This window comes from Palleronia pelagia (genome assembly GCF_900110115.1).
Taxonomy (GTDB): domain Bacteria; phylum Pseudomonadota; class Alphaproteobacteria; order Rhodobacterales; family Rhodobacteraceae; genus Palleronia; species Palleronia pelagia.
Genome location: NZ_FOCM01000002.1, coordinates 239,364 through 263,444 on the forward strand (window position 1 = coordinate 239,364; position 24,081 = coordinate 263,444).

The window sequence follows — 24,081 nt, forward strand, 5'->3', positions numbered from 1 at the left end:
CGGCGGGCGTCGCGTCAGGCAATACCCCTGCGGGCCGGCATATGCCCCGCCCGGCTCCCTGCCCTGGCCCGTGTGGACGGGCGGTTGAGGTCGCGCCGCGTCGCCTCCACGCTTGGCAACTCCGGCACGGCAAGCTTCGGGGGCGCCGCGGGAGCGAGCGGTTCGATCAGCCACTTCTGATTCTTCGCGTGGCGCCATGCCAAGCGCCGGGCTTTCTTGGAGGAGAGGATAGGCCGCGCCGCCTGCTCGGGCCCGGCGGTGGTCAGCGCCGACGGATGGCTCGTCCGGATCTCGGACACTTTGTCTTCGCCCAGTGTCTTGAGAGTCTCACGTCCCAGAAGCAGGCTTTCACACGAGGCCCGCTCGGCCCAGAGTATTTCGTGCTGTTCCAGCAGGATATGGTAATAATCTACGCCTTTCCCGATGCCGGCTTGCTTGATCCCGTCCAGGCCGACCAGGTGGCGGGCGGCGATCAGCACCTCGGACGAACCGGTCATGCGTTCGGCGATCCGGGACCGCACGAGAACGCGGTGCTGCGGCGACACGGTCAGATTACGGGTGGGCAGCCCCGGGCCGAGGGAACCGCGGCGGATGCGGATCGGGCCGAGCTTGGGATTCTTCCGCAGGGTCGGCGCGTCGATGCGGGTCTTGCCGATCCAGATGACGCGCTGGAAGCCACGATCCGCGGTGCGCACCCAGTCGCCGACGCGAAGTTCCTCGACCGGGCGGTCCATCCCGGCGGACACGAAGATGCGGGTGCCACGGGCGAAGCACACGGCGCGCACGTTGTTGTCGGTGGTCGACACAAGCGCGGCGTCGTCTCCGCCAACATCGGTAAGCCCGCCCGTGCGGATCTCCTCGACATTCATGTCGCCGTAGCGATCCGACGGGATGATGAAGTACCGTGTGTCACCGCCGTTCGAAACGGTCAGGAAAACCGCGTCGAGATTGCTTTCGCTCTGAGGATTGAAGGAGTTGGTGGTTCCGTCGCCTTCGGTGAAGCGGCCGCTGTTGCTGGGCTCCTGGATGCGGTCGATGGTATAGGTGGTGCCGTCGATGACGAAATCGTCGCCGATATCGAATTCGCCGTCGTCCAGATCCGTCGCCGACGCACTGTTCACCACGCCCAGCAGGTTTCCGAGCGCCAACGAGTACGTCGTGTTTTCCGAGATCCCCGTGACCTCGAAGAGATCGTAAACGGTTGCCATCTGCTCTGCTCTCAGGCCCCTGCGTCGTTCGGATTTGGTTTCTTACGCTGGCACGGATACCCGGCGGGCTTATACATTCGGTTAAATCACTGTGAGTTCTTCACATGCGATTGCGGCAATATGGTGGAGATAATTCAGGTTTCCTTCGTAATGTGCCCGACCGCGACACAATCGTTAACGGGCTGGAGGACCCACCTGCGCCCTGCGGCGCATCCGCCCGCCCCACCTAGCAACCACGTGCATTTTCCTGTAAGGCGCGCGCATCTGAGACGTGACGCCATGACCCCGGCGCATGAAAACGATGAGACAGGGGTCGGCGGCAATACGGCCGCCACGAAACAGGGCCACCGGGGAACGCTCCGGCAGATCCGGCCCAGATAGGATACGATAGATGTTTAACGTTACGAAAAAACATATGCAGTGGGGCGAAGAGACCCTGACGCTCGAGACCGGCAAGGTCGCGCGCCAGGCCGACGGCTCGGTCATCGCGACGCTGGGCGAGACCAGCGTCATGGCCAACGTGACCTTCGCCAAGCAGCAGAAGCCCGGCCAGGACTTCTTCCCGCTGACCGTGCACTACAACGAGAAATACTATGCCGCGGGCAAGGTGCCCGGCGGCTTCTTCAAGCGTGAGGCCCGCCCGACCGAAAAGGAAACGCTGACCTCGCGCCTGATCGACCGTCCGATCCGCCCGCTGTTCGCGCCCGGCTTCAAGAACGAAGTGCTGGTGATGTGCACCGTGCTGTCCCACGACCTTGTCAACGACCCTGACATGGTGGCGATGATCGCCGCGTCGGCCGCGCTGACCCTGTCGGGCGCGCCCTTCATGGGTCCGATCGCCGGCTGCCGCGTGGGCTTCGAGGGGGGCGAATACATCCTGAACCCCGAGATCGACGACATGCACGATCTCAAGAACAACCCCGATCAGCGCCTGGACCTGGTCGTGGCGGGGACCAAGGACGCGGTCATGATGGTCGAGTCCGAGGCCTACGAGCTGACCGAGACCGAGATGCTGGGCGCGGTGAAATTCGCGCACGAGCAGATCCAGCCGGTGATCGACCTGATCATCGACCTGGCCGAAGACGCCGCGAAAGAGCCCTTCGACTTCCAGCCGCCGGATTACAGCGCTCTGTACGACGCCGTGAAGGCCGCGGGCGAGCAGAAGATGCGCGACGCCTATGCCATCACCGACAAGCAGGAGCGCACCAACGCGGTCGCCAAGGTCAAGGAAGACATCAAGGCCGGCCTGACCGAGGAGCAGCTCGAGGACGAGAACCTCGGCTCGGCCCTGAAAAAGCTGGAATCCGCCGTTCTGCGCGGTGACGTGGTGAAGTCGGGCAAGCGCATCGACGGCCGCCGCACCGACGAAGTGCGTCCGATCCTGGCCGAAACCGGCATACTGCCGCGCACGCACGGCTCGGCCCTGTTCACCCGGGGCGAGACGCAGGGCCTGGTCATCACGACCCTTGGCACCGGCGACGACGAGCAGATGATCGACGCGCTGCAGGGCACGTATCGCAGCAATTTCCTGCTGCACTACAACTTCCCGCCCTACTCGGTCGGCGAAGTGGGTCGCGTGGGCCCTCCGGGTCGCCGCGAGATCGGCCACGGCAAGCTGGCCTGGCGTGCGCTTCAGGCCGTGCTGCCCGCCGCCACCGACTTCCCCTACACCATCCGCGTGGTGTCCGAGATCACGGAATCGAACGGTTCGTCCTCGATGGCGTCGGTCTGCGGTGGCTCGCTTTCCATGATGGACGCGGGCGTCCCGCTGAAATCGGCGGTCGCGGGCGTGGCCATGGGCCTGGTGCTGGAAGACAGCGGTGAATACGCGATCCTGACCGACATCCTCGGCGACGAGGATCACCTGGGCGACATGGACTTCAAGGTCGCCGGCACCGCCGACGGCATCACGTCGCTGCAGATGGACATCAAGGTCGCGGGCATCACCCCCGAGATCATGGAGAAAGCTCTGGAGCAGGCGCGCCAGGGCCGTCTGCACATCCTGGGCGAGATGAACAAGGCGCTGAGCGAGGCTTCGGGCTTCTCCGAGCACGCGCCGCGTATCGAGACCATGCAGATCCCCACCGACAAGATCCGCGAAGTGATCGGCTCGGGCGGCAAGGTCATCCGCGAGATCGTGGAAACCTCGGGCGCCAAGGTCGACATCAACGACGACGGCATCATCAAGATCGCCTCGGCCAACGGCGAGGCCATCCAGAAGGCGTACGACATGATCCATTCGATCGTGGCCGAGCCCGAGGAAGGCAAGGTCTACAAGGGCACCGTGGTCAAGATCGTCGATTTCGGCGCCTTCGTTAACTTCTTCGGCAAGCGCGACGGCCTGGTGCATGTGAGCCAGATTGAGAACCGCCGCCTGAACCATCCTTCGGACGTTCTGAAGGAAGGCCAGGAAGTCTTCGTGAAGCTCTTGGGCTTCGACGACCGTGGCAAGGTGCGCCTGGCCATGAAGATGGTCGACCAGGAGACCGGCGAAGAGCTGAAGAAAGAAGAAGCGGCCGACTGATCCCTGCCGTAACCTTGCTGGCACCCCCGCCTCCCCGCGGGGGTGCCGGTCACGAGGGCCCGAGACATGGAATACACGTATGTTCCGCCGCCAACGCCGACGCTGTCGCGGTGGCGGGCGCTCTACCGGGACCATCCCGGCCTGTCCTGCCTGCGCGTGCTGGAATACGAGGCCATCGGCTCGACCGACATTTCGGGCGATGTGCTGGACTACGGCGGCGGCAACAAGGCGCCCTATACCGGCCTGCTGAAGAATGCGGACAGCGTGAAGTCCGCGAATATCGATCCCGGCATTAAGCCGACCCACATCGTCAAACCGGGCGAGCCTTTGCCCTTCGACGATGGCAGTTTCGACTGCGTCGTTTGCTTCAATACCCTTGAACACATCTATGATCCCGTCGCCTCGATGAACGAGATCTTCCGTGTGCTCAAGAAAGGCGGGCGCGCGGTCATCACCGTGCCCTTCATCTTCCGCATCCACGGTCACCCCGATGATTTCACCCGCGCCACGCCGAGCTGGTGGCAGGAAACGTGCCGCCGCGTCGGCTTCGAAGCCCTGAACCTTCAACCGCTGGTCTGGGGGCGCTACACCTCGGCTGGGTCGATCCTTGGGCATCGGGGGATCTGGCCGCGTGGCCAATTCCATCTTCAGCATCTGAAGGACTGGCTCTACGCGAAAATCACCATCCGCCAACCCGTCTACGCCGGCAAAGGGGCGATCGCATCTGCGCCGTGTCTCCCGGCTGGATGCTGGTGGCCAAGAAGTAACCGAGTATCCTACTGTCGCCCTGCCGTGTTGCGTATGGCATGGCAACGGCGCGAGGATAGACGGACGCACGGTTCGGCTTCTCTCGATCAACCACACTTCAGCGGGACCGGCACCGGCGGTTCGTCTCCAGGAGGCACCCATAGCATGACGAGAGAACCGCGTGAGATCGCCGGTCACACCGTATTCATCGAAAACGTGCCGCGACCGAAACCGGCGCTGCGATCCCTTCGGCGCGTCTTCGGTCGACTGACCGGCACTAAGCACGTGGAACGCTTCGGTGTCAGGCTGTGCGTGGACGAGACGATCGTGCCGCGATCGGTCTGCGGCGCCATTCTTGCAGGCACCTACGAGCTGGCCGAAGCCGAACTTTTGCAGAAAGGTCTGAAGCCGGGCGAGAAGGTTCTCGAGATCGGCACGGGCGTCGGGTTCATTTCGCTGCTGGCGGCACGCCTTGCCGGCGCGCAGAACGTATCGTCCTTCGAGGCGAACGACACGCTCAAACCGATCCTGGACGAGAACCGTCGACTGAACGACATGGCCTCGGACCTGACGTTCAAGGCAGTCACCAAGGACGGCCAGCCGGTGGTCTTCTACCGCGACACCAATCTCGTCTCTTCCTCGATCATCGACAGGGAAGCGGGGGCAACACGCGTCGAAGTGCCCGCGGTCGCGTTCTCGGATCTTCTGGCGTCGCTTGAGCCCGACGTCATCGTGATGGACGTGGAGGGGGCCGAGATCGACTTGCTGCGAGATCCCCTGCCCGCCGGTGTGCGGGCGCTCCTCGTCGAGACGCACCCGCACATCGTGGGAACCGAGGCCACGGATGAAATGATCGAAAAATTGGTCCGCGAGGGCTTCGTCCATCATACCGTCATGCACAAGAACATCCTTTTCGAGCGCGAGCGCGCCGACGGATGAGGATCATACACCTGCATTTCGGAAAGGAGGGCGGGGCCGAGCGGTTCTTCGTGAACCTCGCCAGGGCCTTCGACCAGCGCGGCGTGGAACAGCGGTTCTTCATCCGGCCGGACCGCAGCTGGGGCGATGCCATCGCCGCGCTGGGTCCCGTGGAATACGACAATTTCCGCCGTATCTCGCTGACCCGCTGGCTGACGCGGCGCAAGCTGGACAGTCACATCGTTGAGTTTCGCCCCGACGCCGTGATGTCGTGGATGCCCCGCGCATCGCAGCTGCAACCCCGCAACTTCGATGGCACGCGGCTGGTGCGGCTGGGCGACTATCCCGCGAACCTCAAGCATTTCGGCCATTGCGACATGATCGTCGGGAACACACCCGGCATCACCGCCCATTGCGACGCGCTGGGCTGGGACCGCGGGCTGGCCACGATCTCGAACTTCCCCCGCTGGGTGACGCCCGAGCCCGTTCCCCGCGCACGGCATGACACCCCCGAGGACGCGCCGCTGGTGGTGACGGGCGGGCGGTTCGTGCCGCGCAAGGGGATGGACATCGCGCTGCGCGCCGTGGCGCAGATCCCGGGGGCGTGGCTGTGGCTGGTCGGGGACGGCAAGGAGCGCGAGGCATTGGAGCAGCTGGCCCGCGAGCTGGGGATTGCCGATCGCACCCGCTTCGTCGGCTGGGTGGACGAGCCCATACACCATATCGCCTCGGGCGACGCCTTCGTCCTGCCCTCGCGCCACGAGCCGCTGGGCAACGTGCTGCTGGAAGCGTGGAAGGCCGGTGTGCCGAGCGTCTCCAGCCGCTGCGAGGGCCCGGCGTGGTTCATGCGCGACGGCGAGGACGGGTTGATGGCCGATATCGACGATGTCGACGGCACCACCGCCGCCCTGTCGCGCCTTCTCGGGAACCGCGACGCCGCCAGGAAGATGGCGATATCGGCGCGCGAACGGCTCGAGGCCATGTTTTCCGAAGATGCGGTCTGCGACGCCTACATGCGCCTTTTCAGGACCCCGCAAGCCGAGGTCCGGACGCTACGATGACCGTGGGGGCGTTTCTCATCAACCTCGAGGGCTCGGACACGCGGCGGCAGGCTGCGGTGGCCCAGCTCGAGACACTCGGGCTGGACTGGCTGCGCGTGCCGGCGGTGGACGGTCGCGGCCTGCCCGTCAGCACCTTCGACGCCTACGATGACGCCGCCGCCCGCCGCTACATGGGGCGGTCGATGACGGGGGGCGAGATCGCCTGCCACCTGAGCCACGCCAAGGCGGCGCAGGCGTTCCTGGACAGCGACCATGCGCTCGGGCTGGTGCTCGAGGACGATTTCACGCTGACCGATGGCGCGGTCGAGGCCATGGGTCCGGTGCTGGACTGGCTGTCCGGCGACAACGCTCCCCCGTGGGAGCTGGTGAACCTGGGCGCGCATAAGCGCAAGATCTCGACTCCCTTCGCCGAGGTGGCGGGACGCACGGTCCTGCGGGCGCATTACTTCCCAATGCTCGGGACCGCGATCCTGATGACACGGGACGCCGCCGCGCGCCTTGTCGCGGACTCCGCCCACATCACCTGCCCGGTCGACAATCACTACCGCCACTGGCAGACCCGCACCGGCCGGGGGCTGAGCGTCTGGCCGCCGCTGTTCCGTGCCGGCGATCATCCCAGCGACATTGATGCGCGCACCCAGCGCGCCGACAAGACACAGCGACGCTCCACCTACGGATTGGCCAAGCAAAGGCGGCTCTGGGTGGACAAGGCCATCGCCATGGCGCACAAACTGCGGCTTGCCGGTCCGGGTTGACCGCCAATCGCGGTCACGCCGGTGTCATCGTGGTTGTCGCACGCAAAATCGCCTGTATCTTTGGCGCAAACCGATTATTTCCAGAGGTGGGCAATGAACAGACGCGAATTCATCACGACCGGGCTGGCCGCGTTCGGCCTTTCGGCGCTCGGGCTGCGGGCCGAGGCGCAGGCAGCGGGCATTCCGCCGCCGACGCTGGTGCAGATGCGGGTGCCGCTGCCCGCCAACGAAATCCACGTCTTCCCCAATCACTTCCGGCTGTACCACACGCGTGCCGACGGCACCGCGGTGCGATATGCGTGCCGCGTTGGCCGCGACAGCCTGTACGAGCCGGGGCAATATTACGTGGGCGCCAAGAAGGCGAACCCGTCCTGGAAACCCACGCCCGGCATGGTCGAGCGTGAGCCCGAGAAATACGCCCAGTACGAGGAAGACGGCATCCCCGGCGGCCCCAACAACCCGCTGGGCGTGCGCGCGCTTTACCTGTTCCAGCCCGGCCGCGGCGACACGTTCCTGCGCATCCACGGCACCAACGATCCCGGCACGATCGGCCGCGCCGTGTCCAATGGCTGCGCCGGCCTGACGAACGAGCATATCCGTGTGCTGTACGACCAGACCCCGATCGACACGCCCGTGGTGCTGTACCCCAAGATGGGCTGACCTGCGCCACGCACCGATGATCTCAGACGGCCCGCGGTCTTCCGCGGGCCGTTTCGCGTTTCAAGGGGGCGGCAGATGCCGCGACGTCGCAGTCATTGCGTCGCATTGGACTTTGGACCGACGGGCAGTAGTTTCATGGGCAACACAAGTGGAGCTGTCCCCATGGATTTTTCGTTCGGCCTGGACGCCACGTTGCTGGCCCGGATTCAATTCGGGTTCACCGTCGCGTTCCATTTCATCTTTCCCGCCTTCTCGATCGGGCTGGCGAGTTACCTGGCTGTCGTGAACGGGATGTATCTGTGGACCAGGAACGAGGCCTACCTGCGGCTGTTCAAGTACTGGCTGAAGATCTTCGCGATCTCGTTCGCCATGGGCGTCGTGTCGGGCATCGTCATGTCCTACCAGTTCGGCACCAACTGGTCGGTCTTCTCGGATCTCGCCGGGCCCGTGGTCGGGCCGCTCATGGCCTACGAGGTGCTGACGGCATTCTTCCTCGAGGCCGGATTCCTGGGGATCATGCTGTTCGGGCGCGAGAAGGTCGGTGACAAGCTGCACATGGTGGCCACCCTGATGGTGGCGGTGGGCACCGCGATCTCGGCCACCTGGATCCTGTCGGTCAACAGCTGGATGCACACGCCCGCGGGCTTCACGATGGGCGAGAACGGCCAGTTCCTGCCGGAAAACTGGTGGGAAATCGTCTTCAACCCGTCCTTCCCCTATCGCCTCGCGCACACGTTGACGGCGGCGTATCTGACCACCGCGTTCATCGTTGGCGGCGTGGGCGCGTATCACCTTCTGCGCGGGCGCACCGACAATGCGGGCGTGCGCACCATGTTCTCGATGGCCATGTGGATGGCCGCGATCGTCGCGCCCTTGCAGATCGTCGCGGGCCACGAGCAGGGGCTGAACACCTACGAACACCAGCCCGTCAAGGTGCTGGCGATGGAGGGGCATTTCGAAAGCCACGAGGACGGCATCCCGCTGATCCTGTTCGGCATCCCCAACCAGGAAGAGCAGCGGATCGACTACCAGATCTCGATTCCCCGGCTGGGCGGCCCGATGCTGGAGAAAGGCCTCGACGCGTCGATGGACGGGCTCGACACCGTTCCGCGCGAGATGCAGCCCCCGGTGGGGATCGTGTTCTGGAGCTTTCGCGTCATGGTCGGCATCGGCTTCCTGATGGTGGGGATCGGCCTCTGGTCGCTGTGGGCGCGCTGGCGCGGAAACCTGTTCTACGACCGCATGCTGCACCGCGCGGCGCTGGTCATGGGGCCGTCGGGCCTGGTCGCCGTCATCGCCGGCTGGATCACCACCGAGGTCGGGCGCCAGCCATATGTCGTCTACGGCGAGCTTCTGACCGCAGACGCGGTGTCGCCGCTGGGCGCGCAGGCGGTGGGAGCCTCGCTGATCGCCTTCGTCCTGATCTATTTCGCCATCTTCGGCGCCGGCGTCGTCTACCTGCTGAAGCTGATGGGCAACCCGCCCGAGCGCGGCCAGCGCGGCGTCCGGACCGAGCCGGGTCCGATCCGGACTGGCGGGATCACCCCCGCCGACCTGACCGGTCCCGGCAAGAACCAGCAACCCGCGGAGTAAGCACATGGAGATCAGTTTCGACCTGACCGTCGCCTGGGCCCTTCTTCTGGCCTTCGCCGTCTATGTCTACGTCGTGCTCGACGGGTTCGACCTGGGCATCGGTATCCTTTACCCGTTCTTCCCCAGGAAGGAGGACCGCGACCTGATGATGAACACGGTCGCGCCGGTATGGGACGGCAACGAGACTTGGCTGATCCTGGGCGGCGGCGGCCTGTTCGCGGCCTTTCCGCTGGCCTATGCCATCATCATGCCGGCGGTCTATCCGCTCATCATCGCCATGCTGCTGGGTCTGATCTTCCGCGGCGTGGCGTTCGAGTTCCGCTGGCGCGCGGGCAACAAGTTCTCGAAACGGTTCTGGGACGCGGCCTTCATCGGCGGGTCGACCGTGGCGGCGCTGACGCAGGGCATGATCCTGGGCACGCTTCTGCAGGGCATCGAGGTCGACGGCCGCGCCTATGGCGGCGGCTGGTGGGACTGGCTGACGCCCTTCACCCTGCTGACCGGCGTCGCGGTTGTCTGCGGCTATGCGCTGCTGGGCGCGACATGGCTGAACTGGCGGGTCGATGGCGAACTGCAGCACAAGGTGCGCGTGCTGGCGCGGGTCTTCGGCTTCGCAACGATGGGCTTCATCGGCGCGGTCAGCCTGGCGACCCCGTTCCTGGAACCGGCCTATTTCGAGCGCTGGTTCTCGTGGCCCCAGATCCTCGAGGTGTCGCCGATCCCGATCCTCGTCGTGGGCCTGACCCTGTGGCTGGCCAAGGAGCTGTTCGACGAGCGCAACGACTGGGCGCCCTTTTTCATCACGCTGGGGCTGTTCGGGCTGTGCTTCCTGGGCCTAGCCGTCTGCATGTGGCCCTACGTGATCCCGACCTCGGTCACGCTGTGGGACGCCGCCAGCCCCTATAGCTCGCAGCTGTTCATGTTCGTGGGCGCCATCGTGCTGGTGCCGCTGATCCTGGCCTACACGGCCTATGCTTACTGGGTGTTCCGCGGCAAGCTGAAGGTCGGCGACGGATACCACTGATGCTGAAGAAGATCGGGTGGTTCGTGCTGATCTGGGCGGCCAGCGTGGCGGCGCTGGCCGTTGTGGCCTACGGGATCAGGCTGATGATTCTCTAGCCTTGCGGCGCCGGTGGTTCAGGTAGACCGCCAGTGCCGCGACCACGACGGCGCCGCCCAGAAGGCTGAGCGGCGGAACCGGCTCGCCGATGACGGCCCAGACCAGCAGCGGACCCAGCACCGTTTCCAGGAGCAGGAAGAGGCTCACATTCGCGGCCTCGGTGTAGCGGCTGGCCAGTGACAGCAGGAAAAACGACACCGGCAGGATCACGAGACCGGTGAAGGCGATCGCGGCCATGCGCAGGGGGGCGGCGGCCAGGTCCTCGGCCAACAGCCAGCCCACGCAGCCCGACAGGGTCGCGCCCAGGCCGATGGTCAGCAGGATCGGCAGGCTGCGATCCGCGCGGTAGACGGTGAAGCTGCCCGCCAGCGACACCGACACCGCCAGCCCGCAGGCCGCGCCCAGCACCGCGCTGCCGCTGCCGTCGCCCTCGCCGCCCGCGAACACCGACAGGCCGATCCCCGACAGCACCACGGCGCAAGTCATGGCCGTCGCCCGGCCCACGCTGTCGCCCAGGAACACCGCCCCGAGGATGGCCGACCAGATCGGCACGGTCGCCACGGCGAAAAGGACCACCGCCACCGGCGCCATCGCGATCCCCAGAACGAAGAACAGCGCGTTGACCGCCTGGCACAGCACCGCGAGACCGCCCAGCGGGGTGACCAGCGCGCGCAGATCGCCCGCACGGTCGCGGCTGAGCAGGATCCAGGCGCATCCCATGGCGAGCCCTGTCAGAAGCCCGCGCCAGGCCATCATCTGCACGCCGTTCATCCCCGACAGCCGCATGAACAGGGTGTCGGGGGCGATCAGCAGCGCGGCCGCGAGGGCCAGCGCCAGGCCGTAGAGGGGATGTTGGCTCATGCCCGCTTGAGGCGCCCGCAGCGCGACAGAGTCAAGGCCTGCCCGGTGGCCGGCCGCGCGACATGAGTATTTGCAGACCAGTGATGTGGGGGAGAAGCGCACTCCGGGGCCGTCGACCTTGGATCCGTGCGGCGGGCGGCCTTCGCGACGGGGCACACCTGCCTTGGCACCAACGAAAAAGACCGGGCGCGCACGCCCGGTCTTCGAGGGGATCTGCATGGCGGCGACCCCGGAGAAGGGCGCCGCCTTGGTGCCCGGTTCAGCCCGGCTGCTTCGTCGTGCGCAGGTAGGGCAGTTTCTTGTCGAACCCGCCGTACTTGCTTTCGCCTTCCTCGTCGCTCACCGCGGCGGTGAGGATGACGTCACCGCCTTGGGTCCAGCCGGCGGGCGTGGCGACCTTGTGCTCGGCCGTCAGACGGATCGAGTCGAGCGCGCGCAGGATCTCGTCGAAGTTGCGCCCGGTCGTCATGGGATAGGTCAGCGACAGCTTCACCTTCTTGTCGGGCCCCACGATGAAGACGGTGCGGACGGTCTGGTTGTCGGCGGGCGTGCGGTTGCCCGGCTCGCCAGAGGCCTCGGCCGGCAGCATGTCGTAGAGCTTGGCGATCTTCATGTCGGGATCGCCGATCATCGGGTAGGAGACCTCGTTGCCGGTCAGGCTCTTGATGTCGCCCTTCCACTTGTGGTGGTCGTCCACCGGGTCGACCGAGATGCCGATGATCTTGGCGTTCCGCTTGGCGAACTCGTCGGCCATGCCGGCCATCATGCCAAGCTCGGTCGTGCAGACCGGGGTGAAGTCCTTGGGGTGGCTGAACAGGATGGCGTAGCCGTCGCCGATCCAGTCATGGAAACGGATCTCGCCTTCGGTGGTGTCGGCGGTGAAGTCGGGGGCGGTATCGCCGATGCGCAGGGCCATGGGGTCCTCCTTCTGTTAATTCGTTACCCCTGAACTTATGCACGGGCGGCGCGGCACCAAGGGGGTTTCGGCGAAAGGACCGCCCATTCCGCGATCTGCCGCGGACGCGGAACGGTCGTTCGACGCCAACCCGGATGCCGAATACACAAATTCGCACAGAACCTGCGCCCAGATCCGCGTTTCGTGCGCGAGCCTTCGCCCCTAGTTTACCTGGCAATCGACATCACACGAGGAAAGTCGCCATGCTGTCCCAGATCAACGGTTTGCACCACGTGACCTCCCTGGCTTCGGACGCCCGGGCCAACAACGCGTTCTTCACCGATACCCTGGGCCTGCGCCGGGTGAAAAAGACGGTGAACTTCGACGCGCCGGACGTCTATCACCTGTATTACGGCGACGAGACCGGCAGCCCCGGCAGCGTGATGACCTATTTCCCCTTTCCCGGCGCGCGGCCCGGCCAGCGCGGCACGGGCGAGGTCGGCACCACCGTCTTCACCATCCCGCAGGGCGTCGCGTCCTACTGGGGCGAGCGCCTGGGCGCCCGCGGCGTGAAAGCCAGCCGCGAGACGGACGATTTCGGCGCCACGCGGATCGGCTTCGCCGGCCCCGACGGCGACCTCTTCGCCTTGGTCGAGGATGGCGACGATGCCCGCACGCCCTGGACCGGGGCGGACGTGCCCGAAGACGCAGCCATCCGCGGCTTCCACTCGGCATCCATGCGGGTGCGGGACCGCGCGGCCACCGTCGAGCTCCTGAACTTCATGGGCTACGACACGGTCGAGACGCGCGGCGCCACCACGCGGATGATCGTGCCGGATGGCACCGCCAACGTGATCGACATTGAGGAACACCCGACCGCGCCCATCGCCGGACAGGGCGCGGGATCGGTGCACCACATCGCGTTCTCGGTGGACAACCGCGCGCGGCAGCTCGAGGTGCGCGAGGCCCTTCTGGACACAGGCTACCAGGTGACGCCGGTGATCGACCGCGATTATTTCTGGGCGATCTACTTCCGCACGCCGGGCGGCATCCTGTTCGAGGTCGCCACGAACGAGCCCGGCTTCGACCGCGACGAGGACACCGCGCATCTGGGCCAAGCCTTGAAACTGCCGTCGCAGCATGAGTACCTGCGCGAACGGCTTGAGCGCCACCTGCAACCGATCGAGTGATAGCGATGCCTTACGACGCTCTGCGCCACGACGGCGACACCAACCGGCTGATCCTGACCTTCCACGGGACCGGCGGCACGGCCGGGCAATTCCACGGCGCGGCGCAGGCGATGGTGCCGGGCGCGCACGTCGTGTCGCCCAACGGCGACGTGCTGGAGGGCGGCGCGCAGCGGTTCTTCAGGCGCAAGGCCGAAGGTGTCTACGACATGGATGACCTGGCCAAGCGCACGGCCGCCATGACCGAGTTCGTGCTGGCCGAACGCGAACGCACCGGCGCCGAGCATGTCACCGGGCTGGGCTATTCCAACGGTGCCAATATCCTGGCCTCGGTGGCGTTCCAGCGGCCCGGGCTTTTCGACGCGCTGGTCCTGATGCACCCGCTGATCCCCTGGGTGCCCGACCCGCAGGAGCGCATGGCGATGACGCGCGTGCTGATCACCGCGGGGCGGCAGGACCCGATCTGCCCGCCCGAGCTGACGCAGGCGCTGGCCGATTGGTTCACCGCGCAGAAGGCGGATTGCCTGCTGGCCTGGCATCCCGGCGGTCACGAGATCCCCCAGTCCGAGGTCGAGGCGGTCGCCGACTTCCTCTGAGCGCTCAGAACGGTGTGGGGGCGACGAAGGTTCGCCGCGCGCCGCCGCTGGGATGGAAGAGCGACAGCGCCTCGGCATGCAGCATCATGCGCGGCGCGGGCGGACCATCGTAAAGCGGGTCACCGAGGAGCGGATGCCCCAGATCGGCCAGGTGCACGCGCAACTGGTGCGACCGGCCCGTTTCCGGGTGCAGGATCATCCGGGTGTGGCCGGCGTGGCGCGCCGCCACCTGCCACCGGGTCACCGCGCGCTTGCCGTCCGGGTGCACCATCTGGCGGGGGCGGTTGGGCCAGTCGGCCATGAGCGGGCGGTCGATCACCCCTTCGGCGTCCGCGACCTGCCCCGCCGCAAGCGCGACGTAGCGCTTTTCCACGTGCCGCCGCTCGAACTGAAGGCCCAGGTGCCGCTGCGCCGCGGGGTTTCGGGCGAAGACCATGACGCCCGAGGTGTCCCGGTCCAGCCTGTGAACCAGAAACACGCCCGGATCGTCGGCCCGCAAGCGCGCCTCGAGACAATCGGCCAGCGCGGGGCCCTTCCCCGGCACCGACAGAAGGCCCTCGGGCTTCACCGCGACAAGCAGGTCGTCGTCGCGGTGCAGGATCTCGATCGGATCGACCGGTGGCGCGTAGTCAGAGCCGGCCAAACACGTCCCCCAGGATCGCGCCCAGGCGGTCGGCGTCGTCCCGCGTGAAGGCGGCCGGCAGGTCGCTGTCGATATCGAAGACGGCGATGACGTCGCCCGCCCCGTTGAAGACCGGGAGGACCAGCTCGGACCGGGTCGAGGAGGCGCAGGCGATGTGGCCGGGAAACGCCTCGACATCGTCGACCAGCTGCACCTCGCGCGAGCGGGCGGCGGCGCCGCAGACGCCCGAGTCGAACGGGATGACAAGGCAGCCGTGGCCGCCCTGGTAGGGCCCGATCTTCAGCAGGTCCAGGGCCACCACGCGGTAGAAACCGGTCCAGTCGAACCGCTCGTCGGCATGGTGCACCTCGCAGGCGACGGTGGCCATCAGCGCGACGGCGTCATCTTCGCCCTCGGTCAGAGACGCGATGGTTTTCGACAGCAGGTCGTAATCGGGCATGGGGCCTCACGGACAAGAAACGCCTTGTATCCGGCGCGATCAGGGCCGCTCTATCGCGATGGCGGTGCCTTCGCCACCGCCAATGCAGATGGCGGCCACGCCGCGCCGGGCGCCCTGCGCCTCCATCGCGGACAGCAGCGTGCAGAGGATCCGTGCGCCCGAGGCGCCGATGGGATGGCCCAGTGCGCAGGCGCCACCATTCACGTTCAGCCGGTCGTGATCGACGCCCATCTCGCGCATGAAGGCCATGGGAACGACCGCGAAGGCCTCGTTCACCTCCCACAGGTCCACGTCCGACACCGACCAGCCCAGCCGGTCCAGGAGCTTTCGTGTCGCCGGGACCGGCGCGGTGGTGAACCAGCCGGGGGCCTGCGCGTGGGTGGCGTGGCCGCGGATATAGGCGCGGGCCGTGGCGTCGGGGTCGGCCGAAAGCACGAGCGCCGCCGCCCCGTCCGAAATCGACGAGGCGTTGGCCGCCGTCACCGTGCCGCCTTCGCGGAAGGCGGGCTTCAGCTGCGGGATCTTGTCGGGCCGCGCGCTCTGGGGTTGCTCGTCGCGATGCACTGTGACCTCGCCCTTGCGGCTGCGGAAGGTGACCGGCGTGACCTCGGCGTCGAAGGCGCCGCTTTCGCCGGCCTTCAAGGCCCGGTCGAGCGAGACCAGCGCGAAGTCGTCCTGCGCGGCGCGGGTGAACTGGTAATGCTCGGCGCAATCCTCGGCGAAGGTGCCCATGAGACGGCCCTTGTCGTAGGCGTCCTCGAGCCCGTCGAGAAACATCGAGTCGATCACCTGGCCGTGGCCCAGCCGCGCGCCGCCGCGCATCTTGGGCAGCAGGTAGGGGGCGTTCGTCATGCTCTCCATCCCGCCGGCGACCAGCGTGGCGGCGCCGCCCGCGCACAAGGTATCGAAGGCGTTCATCGCCGCCTGCATCCCCGAGCCGCACATCTTGTTCAGCGTCGTCGCCGGAACTTCCTCGCCGAGGCCGGCGGCGAAGCCCGCCTGCCGCGCGGGGGCCTGCCCCTGCCCCGCAGGCAGCACGCAGCCCATGAGCACCGCATCGACGGCGGGTCGCCCGGCATCGTCCAGCGCGGCGGCGATCGCCGCGCCGCCGAGCTCGGGCGCCGACAGCGTGGCGAAGTCCCCTTGAAGGCCGCCCATGGGCGTACGGCGGGCGGCGGTGATGGCGATGTCGCGCATGGGGCGGTCTCTCTCTGGGTCGGTCTATACGAAGGCTTAAGGATCGTGCCCTAGCTTTGTCCGGGGCACAACAAGGGGCGCGGAGCGCATGATCATCGACACCCACCAGACCGAGGACGCCACCGTGCTGCGGGTTCGCGAACGTCGCCTGGACGCCGCCGTGGCCGTGCAATTCAAGGACGCGGTGCGCGCGGCCAGCGCCGGGGCGCGGGGCCGGGTCGTGCTGGACCTCGCCCGCGTCGATTTCATGGACAGCTCGGGCCTGGGCGCCGTGATCGGCGTGCACAAGATGATGCCGCCGCACCAGGTCCTGGAACTCGCCGGGCTGCGCGATGCCGTGGCACAGGTGTTCCGGCTGACACGGATGGACACGCTGTTCACGATCCACGCCCGCGCACCGGGGGCCGAGGAGCCGGCGGCCGACCCCGCGCAGGCCATTCATCACCATGCCGTCTGACCAGGGGCGCAGGCCGGTCCGCGAGGGACCCATCGACTGCGCCTATTCCGATGATGGCGTACGGGTGGTGCTGGACGGCTCGCCCCGGACGGTGCGTGCGGCGCTCGCGGTGACGCTGGGTGCGCTGGCCCCGCTGCGGCTGTCGCGCGACACGATCCAGTCGCTCGAGCTGGTCCTGGCGGAAGTCATGAACAACATCGTCGAACACGCCTACGCGGACGTGCCGTCCGGGCGGATCGAGCTTCGGGTCGACCTGCGCAACGGCGCGCTGTCCTGCCAGACCCTGGACGACGGCGCGCCCCTGCCCCGGGGGCTTGTGCCCGACCCGCCAAGACCCGAACCGGCCGACGCGCCCCAGGGCGGGTTCGGCTGGCTGCTGATCAAGTCGCTTGTCAGTGACCTGGACTACGTCCGCGCGGGGCGGCGCAACCGCCTGCGCTTCCGACTGCCGGTCGTGCAAGCCGCATGAGCCCGGCCGCCAAAGCGCACCGAAGCGCGCGGCGCGGCGGACCGGTAGCGCAAACCGTATCGTGTCGGGACAGCCCGTCTGGTCATTCCTGTCGCAGCGGCTAGATTGCCCGCGACACGAACATGACGCAACGTAGGGGTGCTTCAGGATGCGGGACTTTCACTTGCCGGGCCGCTCGGCGGTCTATGCCACGAACGGGATGTGCGCGACGTCGCACCCGCTGGCCTCGAAGGTCGCGATCCAGGTCCTCGAATCCGGCGGCAACGCCGTGGACGCCGCCATCGCCGGCGCCGTGCTGCTGGGCATCGCCGAGCCGCAGATGACCGGCATCGGCGGCGACCTGTTCGCGCTGGTCAAGCGCGGCGACAGCGACGAGATCGTGGCGCTGAACGGCTCGGGCCGGGCCCCGGCCGGCCTGTCGGCGGCGGATCTTCGGGCGCAGGGCATGGACACCCTGTCCGCCACCAGCCCCCACGCCGTCACCGTGCCGGGCGCGATCGACGCCTTCTGCCGCCTGTCGGCCGATCACGGCCGCGCCGGGCTGGCGGCATGTCTGGCCCCCGCCATTCACTACGCCGAGGCCGGCATTCCCGTGGCTCCGCGCGTGGCTTTCGACTGGGGGCTGGCGGTCGACACGCTGCAAGGGGTGGCGCGCGACGATTACCTTCTGGACGGCAAGGCGCCCGCGCCAGGCCAGCTGTTCCGCTCGCCGAAACAGGCCGAGGTGCTGCGCCGCATCGCCATGGACGGGCGCGACGCCTTCTACGAGGGCGAAGTCGCCGAGGACATGGTCGACAGCCTGCGCGCCATGGGCGGCACCCACACGCTGGACGATTTCGCCGCCTGCACGTCGGACTACGTGACCCCGATCAGCGGACAGTATCGCGGCTATGAGCTGGTCGAGCATCCGCCGAACGGACAGGGCGCGGCGGCCATCCTGCTGTGCAACATCCTGTCCCATTTCGACATCGCCTCCATGGACCCGCTGGGCGCCGACCGCGCCCATGTCGAGGCCGAGGCGTCCAAGCTGGCCTACGACGCGCGCAACCGCTTCATCGCCGACCCCGATCACATGACCCGCACCGACCACCTGCTGTCGATGGACACGGCCCGGAAGCTGGCGGCCCTCATCGACATGGAGCGTGCGATGGAGGCCCCGGCGCGGGTGTCCGAGAACGTTCACAAGGATACGATCTACATCACCGTGGTCGACCGCGACCGCATGGCGGTGTCGCTGATCTACTCGATCTTCAACAGCTTCGGCTCGGGCATCGCGTCCGACAAGTTCGGCATCCTGATGCAGAATCGCGGCTCGGGCTTCTCGCTCGCGGAAGGGCATCCGAACGAAGCCGCAGGCGGCAAGCGGCCCATGCACACGATCATACCCGCGATGCTGAAGCGGGACGGCAAGCTGCTGATGCCCTTCGGCGTCATGGGCGGCGCCTACCAGGCCAACGGCCACGCCCGTTTCGTCAGCAACATCGCCGATTTCGGGATGCACCCGCAGCAGACCATCGACACCGCGCGCAGCTTCAGCGACGCGGGCGACATGAAGGTCGAGAACGGCTATTCGCCCGAGGTCTATGACGAGCTGGCCCGCCGCGGCCACGCCGTCAGTCGCCCCGAGGTCGCCATCGGCGGCGCGCAGACCATTCGCATCGATGACAGCGGCGTGCTGGAAGGCGCATCCGATCCGCGCAAGGATGGCTGCGCCCTGGGCTACTGAGGAGACACCCGATGCCGATCACCCCCGTCGCCGACCTTGTGCGCGCCGCCAAGGGCCAGGTCACCACGCTGAGCCTGGAGGACGCCCGCGCCGAGGCCGATGCCGGGCGCGCCCTGTTGGTCGATATCCGCGACGTGCGCGAACTGGCCAAGACTGGCCGCATCCCCGGCGCGGTGCACGCGCCGCGCGGCATGCTGGAATTCTGGGTCGATCCCGAAAGCCCCTATCACAAGCCCGACTTCGCCACCGACAAGCGCATCGTGCTGTTCTGCGCGTCGGCCTGGCGCTCGGCCCTCGCGGCCAAGACGTTGCAGGACATGGGTGTCGAGAATGTGGCCGAGATGGACGGCGGCTTTTCCGCGTGGAAAGACGCCGGCCTGCCGGTCGAGCAGGCCTAGTTCATCGCGAATTGCAGCGGGTAGGTGCCGTCTTCGATGTCACCGAACAGGTCGGGCAGGTCCGGGTGCCCCACGGGTTCGCCCGAGTAATCCGCGATCAGGTTCTGCTCAGACACGTATGCCACGTAATAGCTCTGCTCGTTCTCGGCCAGCAGGTGGTAATAGGGCTGGTCCTTCGCGGGACGGGCTTCCTCGGGGATGGATTCGTACCATTCCTCGGTGTTGTTGAACTTGGGATCGACGTCGAAAACGACCCCCCGGAACGGATGTTTCCGGTGGCGGACGATCTGCCCAAGGTGATAACGCGCACGTGTACTCAGCATCTGGCCCTCCGGTGGTCAACATACGGAAGGTGCCCGGTTTTGGCAAACAATGACGGCGGTTTCGGGGGAAACACACTGTGCATTTGATCCTGACAGTGGGCGAAGTCGTCGCGCCCGTCTTTTTCCTGGCCATCATCGGTTTCGTCTGGGTGCGGATGGGCTTCGACTACCAGATCGAGTTCGTCACCCGCATGGCGATGACCCTGTCGATCCCGTGCCTGATCTTCGTGGCCCTGATGGAGACCGAGATCCCGCCCGCCGCGCTGACCACCCTGTCGCTGGCAACGGTCGTGGCCTACGCGGCGGTCACCGCCGCGATGCTGGCGCTGGTGGCGGTGTTCCGTCTGGACATGCGGACCTATCTCGCCCCTCTGATCTTCGGCAATACCGGCAACCTCGGCCTGCCGCTGGCGCTGTTCGCCTTCGGCGCCGAGGGGCTGGGCTATGCAGTGGTCGTCTTCGCCATCATGGCGATCTATTCCTTCACCATCGGGATCTGGATGGTGGCGGGCGGCGGGTCGCCCCTGAAGGCCCTGAAGGAACCGCTGGTCTGGGGCACGCTGCTGGGCGCGCTGTTCCTGTGGCAGGACTGGCAGACGCCCACCTTCCTGACCAACACGCTGGACCTGATCGGGCAGCTGGCGATCCCGCTCATGCTGATCACGCTGGGCGTGGCCGTGGCGCGTCTCAGCCCCAAGAGCCTGGGGATGCCGCTGGTCCTGTCGGTCCTGAAGGCCGTGGCCTGCATCGGGCTGGCCTGGGCCACCGGCGCATGGTTCGGACTGCCGCCCGTGGCACTGGCCGTGCTGATCCTGCAGGTCGCCACGCCCGTGGCGGTCACGTCCTACCTGCTGGCGGCGAAATACGGGGCCGATGCCGACGCGGTGGCGTCGCTGGTCGTGGTCAGCACGACGCTCAGCGTGCTCACGCTGCCTCTGGTCCTCGCTTTCGTGATCTGACCGGGCGCCTTCCCTGTTTATCGGGCGGCGCGTTTGGGCTAACTTGAAAAGAAAAACAGGCACAAAACAACAAACGAGCGGCAGATGAGCAGATCCCTCCGCGCCCTGATCCTTTTGGTGTTCGTCGCGGGATGCGGCAGCAGCGAACGGACTGCGCCCCGAAACCTCGACAACGCGTGCGCCATCGTGGACGAACGGCCCCATTACCTGCGCGCCATGCGCCGCACCGAACGGCGCTACGGCATCCCTGTGCCCGTGCAGATGGCGACCATCCACCAGGAGAGCAAGTTCATCGGCAACGCCCGCACGCCGCTGCGCTATGCGCTTGGTGTGATCCCCATGGGCCGCCAGAGCTCGGCCTATGGCTACAGCCAGGCGCTGGACGGCACCTGGGACGAATACAAGGCCGAGACCGGCCGCCGCCGGGCCAAGCGCGACGACATCGACGACGCGACCGATTTCATGGGCTGGTACATGGACCAGACCACCAAGCGTCTCGGCATCAGCCGCGGCGACGCGCGCAACCAGTACCTGGCCTATCACGAGGGGCGCACCGGCTATTCCCGCGGCAGCTACAACGCCAAGCCGTGGCTGCTGGAAGTGTCCGACCGGGTGGCCCGCCGCGCCGTGCGCTACGAGGACCAGCTGAGAGCCTGCCGCAGGCTCTGACGGCGCAAATGCAGATCGCCTATTCCGGGCAGGCCGAAAGCTTCCAGGAGACCTCGGGCGGTATCGCGCTGACCTTCGGGCTGGCGATCCTGATCGTGTTCCTGGTGCTCGCCGCGCAGTTCGAAAGCTTCATTCAGCCGGTGGTCATCCTGCTCTCGGTGCCGCTCGCCGCGGCGGGGGCCTTGGTGACACTGTTCGTGCTGGGCGAGGCGGTGAACATCTACACGCAGGTGGGCATGGTCATGCTGATCGGGTTGATGGCGAAGAACGGCATCCTGATCGTCGAGTTCGCGAACCAGTTGCGCGCCCGCGGCAAGGACGTTCGCGAGGCGGTGATCGAGGCGTCGGCCGTGCGCCTGCGGCCGATCCTGATGACGGTGATGTCCACTGTGCTGGGCGCGGTGCCGCTGGTGCTGTCGTCGGGCGCAGGCGCGGCCAGCCGGTTTTCCATCGGCATCGTCATCATCGGCGGCTTCATGGCCGCGTCGATCCTGACGCTGTTCCTGACGCCGGTGCTGTACGACCTGCTGCAACGGGACCGCGAGGACGAGCGGAGCGAGGACACCCGCGCCACGCCCGAACCGGCCTGAGCGCGCGTCACCGGTCGCGCTGTTCGCGGTAGCTCGTGGGCGGCACGCCCTGCGCACGGCGAAAGGTCCGGCTGAAGAAGGCCGGATCCTGGAAGCCGGACCGATGCGCTATCTCGGCAACCGACAGCCGCGTATATTCCAGCAGCCGCATCGCTTCGAGCAGGCGGCGCTGGCGCACCAGTTCGTTCGGCGAAAGGCCCAGCGCCGCGCGGCAAAGCCGCGTGAGATGCGGGGCCGAGATGTCTAGCATCGCCGCGTAGTCGCCGACCGCCAGATCCTCGTTGAAATGCGTCTCGACCAGCGCGCAGAAAGCCTCGGCCCGCGCCTCGTGCCGGGTCGGGCCGTCGGTCCGGCTGATCGCGCCGACGGATTGCACTTGGCGAAGGCCGCCCGAGACGTAGGCCAGGATCAGCTGCGTCAGCGCCGCCAGCAGGTCGGACCGCCCCGGAGCCATGCCGTGATAGACGTGCCGGACCTGGTCGAAAAGCGACGCGGTGTGCGCGAAATCGGGAAAAGCGGCCTGCGGCAGGATGCCCGCCGCCTTCAGCGCCGGCCGGCGCAGCAGGTCCGACACGGCCGGCCCGAGCTCGTCCACGCGAAAGCTCAGCACGTCGCCATCCACGTCCTCCCTGAAGCGAAAGCCGTGGGCGATGCCCGGCGGGACGAACAGGATATGCGGCTCGGCCGTGCTGCGCGCCGCGTCCTCGACCCGGAAGGACACGGTGTCGGTGCGGAACAGGAAAACCTGCGCCAGTGCCCGGTGCCGATGAAGTCGAATTGTCCAGTCGTGCTGACTGCTGCGTTCCCGGATGGTTTCGTGGTGGATGGGATCGGTATGCCTGCCGGACAGCCATTCGCCGTACAACTCAAAGCTTGGAACGGCACGACCGGGCGACATATGCGCGTGTCCTTGATCTGGATCAATTGGGCTCGACATGATCGGATAGTGCAAGAGATTGTTTCGTCGGTCCATATCGTTACACGCCCGAACCGCTATGGTATGAGCCAAGCTGACACTAATCGGGAGGATTTCATGTCACGACTGGCCACACTTCTTGCAGGCACCTCGTCCACCCTGGCGGCCCTCGCGCTGTCCACCGGGGCGCAGGCGCAGGACTTCACGTTCTCGATCCACCATTTCCTGAGCCCCGCCGCGCCCACGCAGACCGTCCTGCTGGAGCCGTGGGTCCAATCGGTCGAAGAAGCGTCGGAGGGGCGCATCCAGTTCGAGATCTTCCCGGCCATGTCGCTGGGCGGTGCCCCGCCGGAGCTTTACAGCCAGGTGCGCGACGGCGTGGCCGACCTCGTCTGGACGCTGCCGGGCTATACCCCCGGGACCTTCCCCCGCACCGAGGTGTTCGAACTGCCCAGCGTTCACGTGGGCGACGCGCGTGCGACCAACCTTGCCATCCAGGACATGATGGACGACCTGGCCGCCGATTTCGAAGACGTGCACCCGATCCTGGTCCACGTCCATTCCGGCAACGCGCTGCACCTGGCGAACGGCACAGTCGAGTCGGCCGCCGATTTCGAAGGCCTGAAGGTCCGCAGCCCGTCGCGCACGGGCGCCTGGGTGCTCGAGGCGCTGGGCGCCGAGCCGGTGGGCATGCCGGTCCCCGCCCTGCCGCAGGCATTGTCGAAGAACACCGTCGACGCGGGGCTCGTCCCGTTCGAGGTGGCGATCCCGCTGGGCCTGGCCGAGCTGACCTCGGCCTCGGTCGAGTTGAACGAAGGCGCGCGTTTCGGCACCTCGACCTTCCTGTTCGCCATGAACAAGGACGCCTACGAGTCGCTGCCCGATGACCTGAAGCAGGTGATCGACGATCATTCCGGCGCCGCGCTGGCCGCCGAGATGGGCACGGCGTGGAACGAGATCGAGCCGGTGGGCAAGCAGATGGCGCGGGACGCGGGCAACAGCGTCGTCGCCCTCGACGCCGAGGCCACCGCCGCGTTCGAAGAGCCCTTCGCCGCCGTCGCCCAGCGTTGGGTCGACGAGGCGAGCGGACAGGGGATCGACGCCGCCGCCCTGCTGGAAAAGGCCAAGGCCGCGGTCGCCGAGCACTCGGAGTAACCAGCCCGACCAAGG

26 protein-coding genes are annotated in these 24,081 nt (G+C 67.0%); 18 read left to right on the plus strand and 8 right to left on the minus strand.

Features of this window, described 5'->3' with window-relative positions; translation table 11 throughout:
• Nucleotides 1-14: 14 nt before the first annotated feature.
• A complete protein-coding gene (locus tag BMX96_RS05425; RefSeq protein ID WP_091844585.1) occupies nt 15-1,208 on the minus strand; it encodes a Hint domain-containing protein in 1,194 nt (397 codons plus the stop codon).
• 391 nt (nt 1,209-1,599) lie between these two features.
• Between BMX96_RS05425 and pnp the strand changes: the two genes are divergently transcribed.
• The 8 genes from pnp to BMX96_RS05465 all read left to right on the plus strand — a co-directional run bounded on the left by pnp (nt 1,600) and on the right by BMX96_RS05465 (nt 10,585).
• Nucleotides 1,600-3,732 carry a polyribonucleotide nucleotidyltransferase gene (gene pnp / locus BMX96_RS05430; protein ID WP_091844586.1) on the plus strand — a complete coding sequence of 711 codons (2,133 nt, stop codon included), beginning with the start codon at nt 1,600-1,602 and terminating at the stop codon, nt 3,730-3,732.
• A 66-nt stretch (nt 3,733-3,798) separates the two neighbouring features.
• Nucleotides 3,799-5,418, plus strand: a complete 1,620-nt coding sequence (locus tag BMX96_RS05435; RefSeq protein WP_091844587.1) for a class I SAM-dependent methyltransferase — start codon at nt 3,799-3,801, stop codon at nt 5,416-5,418.
• Nucleotides 5,415-6,458: a glycosyltransferase gene (locus tag BMX96_RS05440; RefSeq protein WP_091844588.1), complete on the plus strand. Its 1,044-nt coding sequence runs from the start codon at nt 5,415-5,417 to the stop codon at nt 6,456-6,458. The genes BMX96_RS05435 and BMX96_RS05440 overlap by 4 nt, the downstream gene beginning before the upstream one ends.
• Complete coding sequence (locus BMX96_RS05445) at nt 6,455-7,213, plus strand: glycosyltransferase family 25 protein (protein ID WP_091844589.1); 759 nt, start codon at nt 6,455-6,457, stop codon at nt 7,211-7,213. The genes BMX96_RS05440 and BMX96_RS05445 overlap by 4 nt, the downstream gene beginning before the upstream one ends.
• Before the next feature lie 93 nt (nt 7,214-7,306).
• On the plus strand, nt 7,307-7,873 hold the full coding sequence (locus BMX96_RS05450) for a L,D-transpeptidase (RefSeq protein ID WP_091844590.1): 567 nt from the start codon (nt 7,307-7,309) through the stop codon (nt 7,871-7,873).
• A gap of 162 nt (nt 7,874-8,035) precedes the next feature.
• Nucleotides 8,036-9,466 carry a cytochrome ubiquinol oxidase subunit I gene (locus BMX96_RS05455; protein WP_091844591.1) on the plus strand — a complete coding sequence of 477 codons (1,431 nt, stop codon included), beginning with the start codon at nt 8,036-8,038 and terminating at the stop codon, nt 9,464-9,466.
• A 10-nt stretch (nt 9,467-9,476) separates the two neighbouring features.
• Nucleotides 9,477-10,490, plus strand: a complete 1,014-nt coding sequence (cydB, locus tag BMX96_RS05460) for a cytochrome d ubiquinol oxidase subunit II (RefSeq protein WP_214606832.1) — start codon at nt 9,477-9,479, stop codon at nt 10,488-10,490.
• A complete protein-coding gene (locus BMX96_RS05465) occupies nt 10,490-10,585 on the plus strand; it encodes a DUF2474 family protein (protein WP_091844593.1) in 96 nt (31 codons plus the stop codon). The genes cydB and BMX96_RS05465 overlap by 1 nt, the downstream gene beginning before the upstream one ends.
• On the opposite strand, the gene BMX96_RS05470 is transcribed toward BMX96_RS05465, so the two are convergent.
• A complete protein-coding gene (locus BMX96_RS05470) occupies nt 10,566-11,447 on the minus strand; it encodes a DMT family transporter (RefSeq protein WP_091844594.1) in 882 nt (293 codons plus the stop codon). The genes BMX96_RS05465 and BMX96_RS05470 overlap by 20 nt on opposite strands.
• Nucleotides 11,448-11,706: 259 nt before the next feature.
• The gene (locus BMX96_RS05475; protein ID WP_073129426.1) at nt 11,707-12,363 is read right to left on the minus strand and encodes a peroxiredoxin; all 657 of its coding nucleotides are present in this window, start codon (nt 12,361-12,363) and stop codon (nt 11,707-11,709) included.
• Nucleotides 12,364-12,605: 242 nt separating this feature from the next.
• Here BMX96_RS05475 and BMX96_RS05480 point away from each other — a divergent pair, with 242 nt between their 5' ends.
• Both BMX96_RS05480 and BMX96_RS05485 read left to right on the plus strand, forming a co-directional pair.
• Entirely contained in the window at nt 12,606-13,532 is a 927-nt protein-coding gene (locus tag BMX96_RS05480) for a VOC family protein (RefSeq protein ID WP_091844595.1), read from the plus strand.
• A gap of 5 nt (nt 13,533-13,537) precedes the next feature.
• Entirely contained in the window at nt 13,538-14,125 is a 588-nt protein-coding gene (locus tag BMX96_RS05485) for an alpha/beta hydrolase (protein ID WP_091844596.1), read from the plus strand.
• 4 nt (nt 14,126-14,129) lie between these two features.
• On the opposite strand, the gene BMX96_RS05490 is transcribed toward BMX96_RS05485, so the two are convergent.
• From BMX96_RS05490 to BMX96_RS05500, 3 genes are read right to left on the minus strand one after another with little or no spacing between them, the layout of a single operon-like run.
• A complete protein-coding gene (locus BMX96_RS05490; RefSeq protein WP_091844597.1) occupies nt 14,130-14,768 on the minus strand; it encodes an RluA family pseudouridine synthase in 639 nt (212 codons plus the stop codon).
• Nucleotides 14,755-15,207, minus strand: a complete 453-nt coding sequence (locus BMX96_RS05495) for a GAF domain-containing protein (RefSeq protein WP_091844598.1) — start codon at nt 15,205-15,207, stop codon at nt 14,755-14,757. The genes BMX96_RS05490 and BMX96_RS05495 overlap by 14 nt, the downstream gene beginning before the upstream one ends.
• A 39-nt stretch (nt 15,208-15,246) precedes the next feature.
• Nucleotides 15,247-16,404, minus strand: a complete 1,158-nt coding sequence (locus BMX96_RS05500; RefSeq protein WP_091844599.1) for an acetyl-CoA C-acyltransferase — start codon at nt 16,402-16,404, stop codon at nt 15,247-15,249.
• A gap of 88 nt (nt 16,405-16,492) precedes the next feature.
• Between BMX96_RS05500 and BMX96_RS05505 the strand changes: the two genes are divergently transcribed.
• The 4 genes from BMX96_RS05505 (at nt 16,493) to BMX96_RS05520 (ending at nt 19,454) form a co-directional block, all read left to right on the plus strand.
• Nucleotides 16,493-16,861, plus strand: coding sequence for an STAS domain-containing protein (locus BMX96_RS05505; protein WP_091844600.1), 369 nt, complete (start codon nt 16,493-16,495; stop codon nt 16,859-16,861).
• The gene (locus tag BMX96_RS05510; RefSeq protein ID WP_091844601.1) at nt 16,851-17,330 is read left to right on the plus strand and encodes an ATP-binding protein; all 480 of its coding nucleotides are present in this window, start codon (nt 16,851-16,853) and stop codon (nt 17,328-17,330) included. Before BMX96_RS05505 ends, BMX96_RS05510 begins: the two co-directional genes overlap by 11 nt.
• 148 nt (nt 17,331-17,478) lie before the next feature.
• On the plus strand, nt 17,479-19,056 hold the full coding sequence (locus BMX96_RS05515; RefSeq protein ID WP_091844602.1) for a gamma-glutamyltransferase family protein: 1,578 nt from the start codon (nt 17,479-17,481) through the stop codon (nt 19,054-19,056).
• Between the two features lie 11 nt (nt 19,057-19,067).
• Nucleotides 19,068-19,454 carry a rhodanese-like domain-containing protein gene (locus tag BMX96_RS05520; RefSeq protein WP_091844603.1) on the plus strand — a complete coding sequence of 129 codons (387 nt, stop codon included), beginning with the start codon at nt 19,068-19,070 and terminating at the stop codon, nt 19,452-19,454.
• On the opposite strand, the gene hspQ is transcribed toward BMX96_RS05520, so the two are convergent.
• A complete protein-coding gene (hspQ, locus tag BMX96_RS05525) occupies nt 19,451-19,777 on the minus strand; it encodes a heat shock protein HspQ (RefSeq protein WP_073129417.1) in 327 nt (108 codons plus the stop codon). The two genes, BMX96_RS05520 and hspQ, sit on opposite strands and share 4 nt — an antisense overlap.
• 77 nt (nt 19,778-19,854) lie before the next feature.
• Between hspQ and BMX96_RS05530 the strand changes: the two genes are divergently transcribed.
• The 3 genes from BMX96_RS05530 (at nt 19,855) to BMX96_RS19885 (ending at nt 21,995) form a co-directional block, all read left to right on the plus strand.
• Complete coding sequence (locus BMX96_RS05530; protein WP_073129416.1) at nt 19,855-20,736, plus strand: AEC family transporter; 882 nt, start codon at nt 19,855-19,857, stop codon at nt 20,734-20,736.
• A gap of 84 nt (nt 20,737-20,820) precedes the next feature.
• Nucleotides 20,821-21,405, plus strand: coding sequence for a transglycosylase SLT domain-containing protein (locus BMX96_RS19880; protein ID WP_236736969.1), 585 nt, complete (start codon nt 20,821-20,823; stop codon nt 21,403-21,405).
• An 8-nt stretch (nt 21,406-21,413) separates the two neighbouring features.
• Entirely contained in the window at nt 21,414-21,995 is a 582-nt protein-coding gene (locus BMX96_RS19885) for an efflux RND transporter permease subunit (RefSeq protein ID WP_236736970.1), read from the plus strand.
• A 7-nt stretch (nt 21,996-22,002) separates the two neighbouring features.
• On the opposite strand, the gene BMX96_RS05540 is transcribed toward BMX96_RS19885, so the two are convergent.
• Complete coding sequence (locus tag BMX96_RS05540; RefSeq protein WP_175481665.1) at nt 22,003-22,893, minus strand: helix-turn-helix domain-containing protein; 891 nt, start codon at nt 22,891-22,893, stop codon at nt 22,003-22,005.
• A gap of 135 nt (nt 22,894-23,028) precedes the next feature.
• Between BMX96_RS05540 and BMX96_RS05545 the strand changes: the two genes are divergently transcribed.
• A complete protein-coding gene (locus tag BMX96_RS05545) occupies nt 23,029-24,066 on the plus strand; it encodes a TRAP transporter substrate-binding protein (protein WP_091844606.1) in 1,038 nt (345 codons plus the stop codon).
• The last annotated feature ends 15 nt before the right edge of the window (nt 24,067-24,081 follow it).

Excerpts from the sequence above, each read along its gene's own strand:
- BMX96_RS05455 (WP_091844591.1), top strand. The coding sequence starts at position 8,036 with ATGGATTTTTCGTTCGGCCTGGACGCCACGTTGCTGGCCCGGATTCAA.
- BMX96_RS05505 (WP_091844600.1), top strand. The coding sequence starts at position 16,493 with ATGATCATCGACACCCACCAGACCGAGGACGCCACCGTGCTGCGGGTT.
- BMX96_RS05445 (WP_091844589.1), top strand. The coding sequence starts at position 6,455 with ATGACCGTGGGGGCGTTTCTCATCAACCTCGAGGGCTCGGACACGCGG.
- BMX96_RS05440 (WP_091844588.1), top strand. The coding sequence starts at position 5,415 with ATGAGGATCATACACCTGCATTTCGGAAAGGAGGGCGGGGCCGAGCGG.
- BMX96_RS19885 (WP_236736970.1), top strand. The coding sequence starts at position 21,414 with ATGCAGATCGCCTATTCCGGGCAGGCCGAAAGCTTCCAGGAGACCTCG.
- BMX96_RS05425 (WP_091844585.1), bottom strand. The coding sequence starts at position 1,208 with ATGGCAACCGTTTACGATCTCTTCGAGGTCACGGGGATCTCGGAAAAC.
- pnp (WP_091844586.1), top strand. The coding sequence starts at position 1,600 with ATGTTTAACGTTACGAAAAAACATATGCAGTGGGGCGAAGAGACCCTG.
- hspQ (WP_073129417.1), bottom strand. The coding sequence starts at position 19,777 with ATGCTGAGTACACGTGCGCGTTATCACCTTGGGCAGATCGTCCGCCAC.
- BMX96_RS05545 (WP_091844606.1), top strand. The coding sequence starts at position 23,029 with ATGTCACGACTGGCCACACTTCTTGCAGGCACCTCGTCCACCCTGGCG.
- BMX96_RS05500 (WP_091844599.1), bottom strand. The coding sequence starts at position 16,404 with ATGCGCGACATCGCCATCACCGCCGCCCGCCGTACGCCCATGGGCGGC.
- BMX96_RS05515 (WP_091844602.1), top strand. The coding sequence starts at position 17,479 with ATGCGGGACTTTCACTTGCCGGGCCGCTCGGCGGTCTATGCCACGAAC.
- BMX96_RS05450 (WP_091844590.1), top strand. The coding sequence starts at position 7,307 with ATGAACAGACGCGAATTCATCACGACCGGGCTGGCCGCGTTCGGCCTT.
- BMX96_RS05520 (WP_091844603.1), top strand. The coding sequence starts at position 19,068 with ATGCCGATCACCCCCGTCGCCGACCTTGTGCGCGCCGCCAAGGGCCAG.
- BMX96_RS05485 (WP_091844596.1), top strand. The coding sequence starts at position 13,538 with ATGCCTTACGACGCTCTGCGCCACGACGGCGACACCAACCGGCTGATC.
- BMX96_RS05465 (WP_091844593.1), top strand. The coding sequence starts at position 10,490 with ATGCTGAAGAAGATCGGGTGGTTCGTGCTGATCTGGGCGGCCAGCGTG.
- BMX96_RS05435 (WP_091844587.1), top strand. The coding sequence starts at position 3,799 with ATGGAATACACGTATGTTCCGCCGCCAACGCCGACGCTGTCGCGGTGG.
- BMX96_RS05510 (WP_091844601.1), top strand. The coding sequence starts at position 16,851 with ATGCCGTCTGACCAGGGGCGCAGGCCGGTCCGCGAGGGACCCATCGAC.
- BMX96_RS05540 (WP_175481665.1), bottom strand. The coding sequence starts at position 22,893 with ATGTCGCCCGGTCGTGCCGTTCCAAGCTTTGAGTTGTACGGCGAATGG.
- BMX96_RS19880 (WP_236736969.1), top strand. The coding sequence starts at position 20,821 with ATGAGCAGATCCCTCCGCGCCCTGATCCTTTTGGTGTTCGTCGCGGGA.
- BMX96_RS05495 (WP_091844598.1), bottom strand. The coding sequence starts at position 15,207 with ATGCCCGATTACGACCTGCTGTCGAAAACCATCGCGTCTCTGACCGAG.
- BMX96_RS05470 (WP_091844594.1), bottom strand. The coding sequence starts at position 11,447 with ATGAGCCAACATCCCCTCTACGGCCTGGCGCTGGCCCTCGCGGCCGCG.
- BMX96_RS05480 (WP_091844595.1), top strand. The coding sequence starts at position 12,606 with ATGCTGTCCCAGATCAACGGTTTGCACCACGTGACCTCCCTGGCTTCG.
- BMX96_RS05475 (WP_073129426.1), bottom strand. The coding sequence starts at position 12,363 with ATGGCCCTGCGCATCGGCGATACCGCCCCCGACTTCACCGCCGACACC.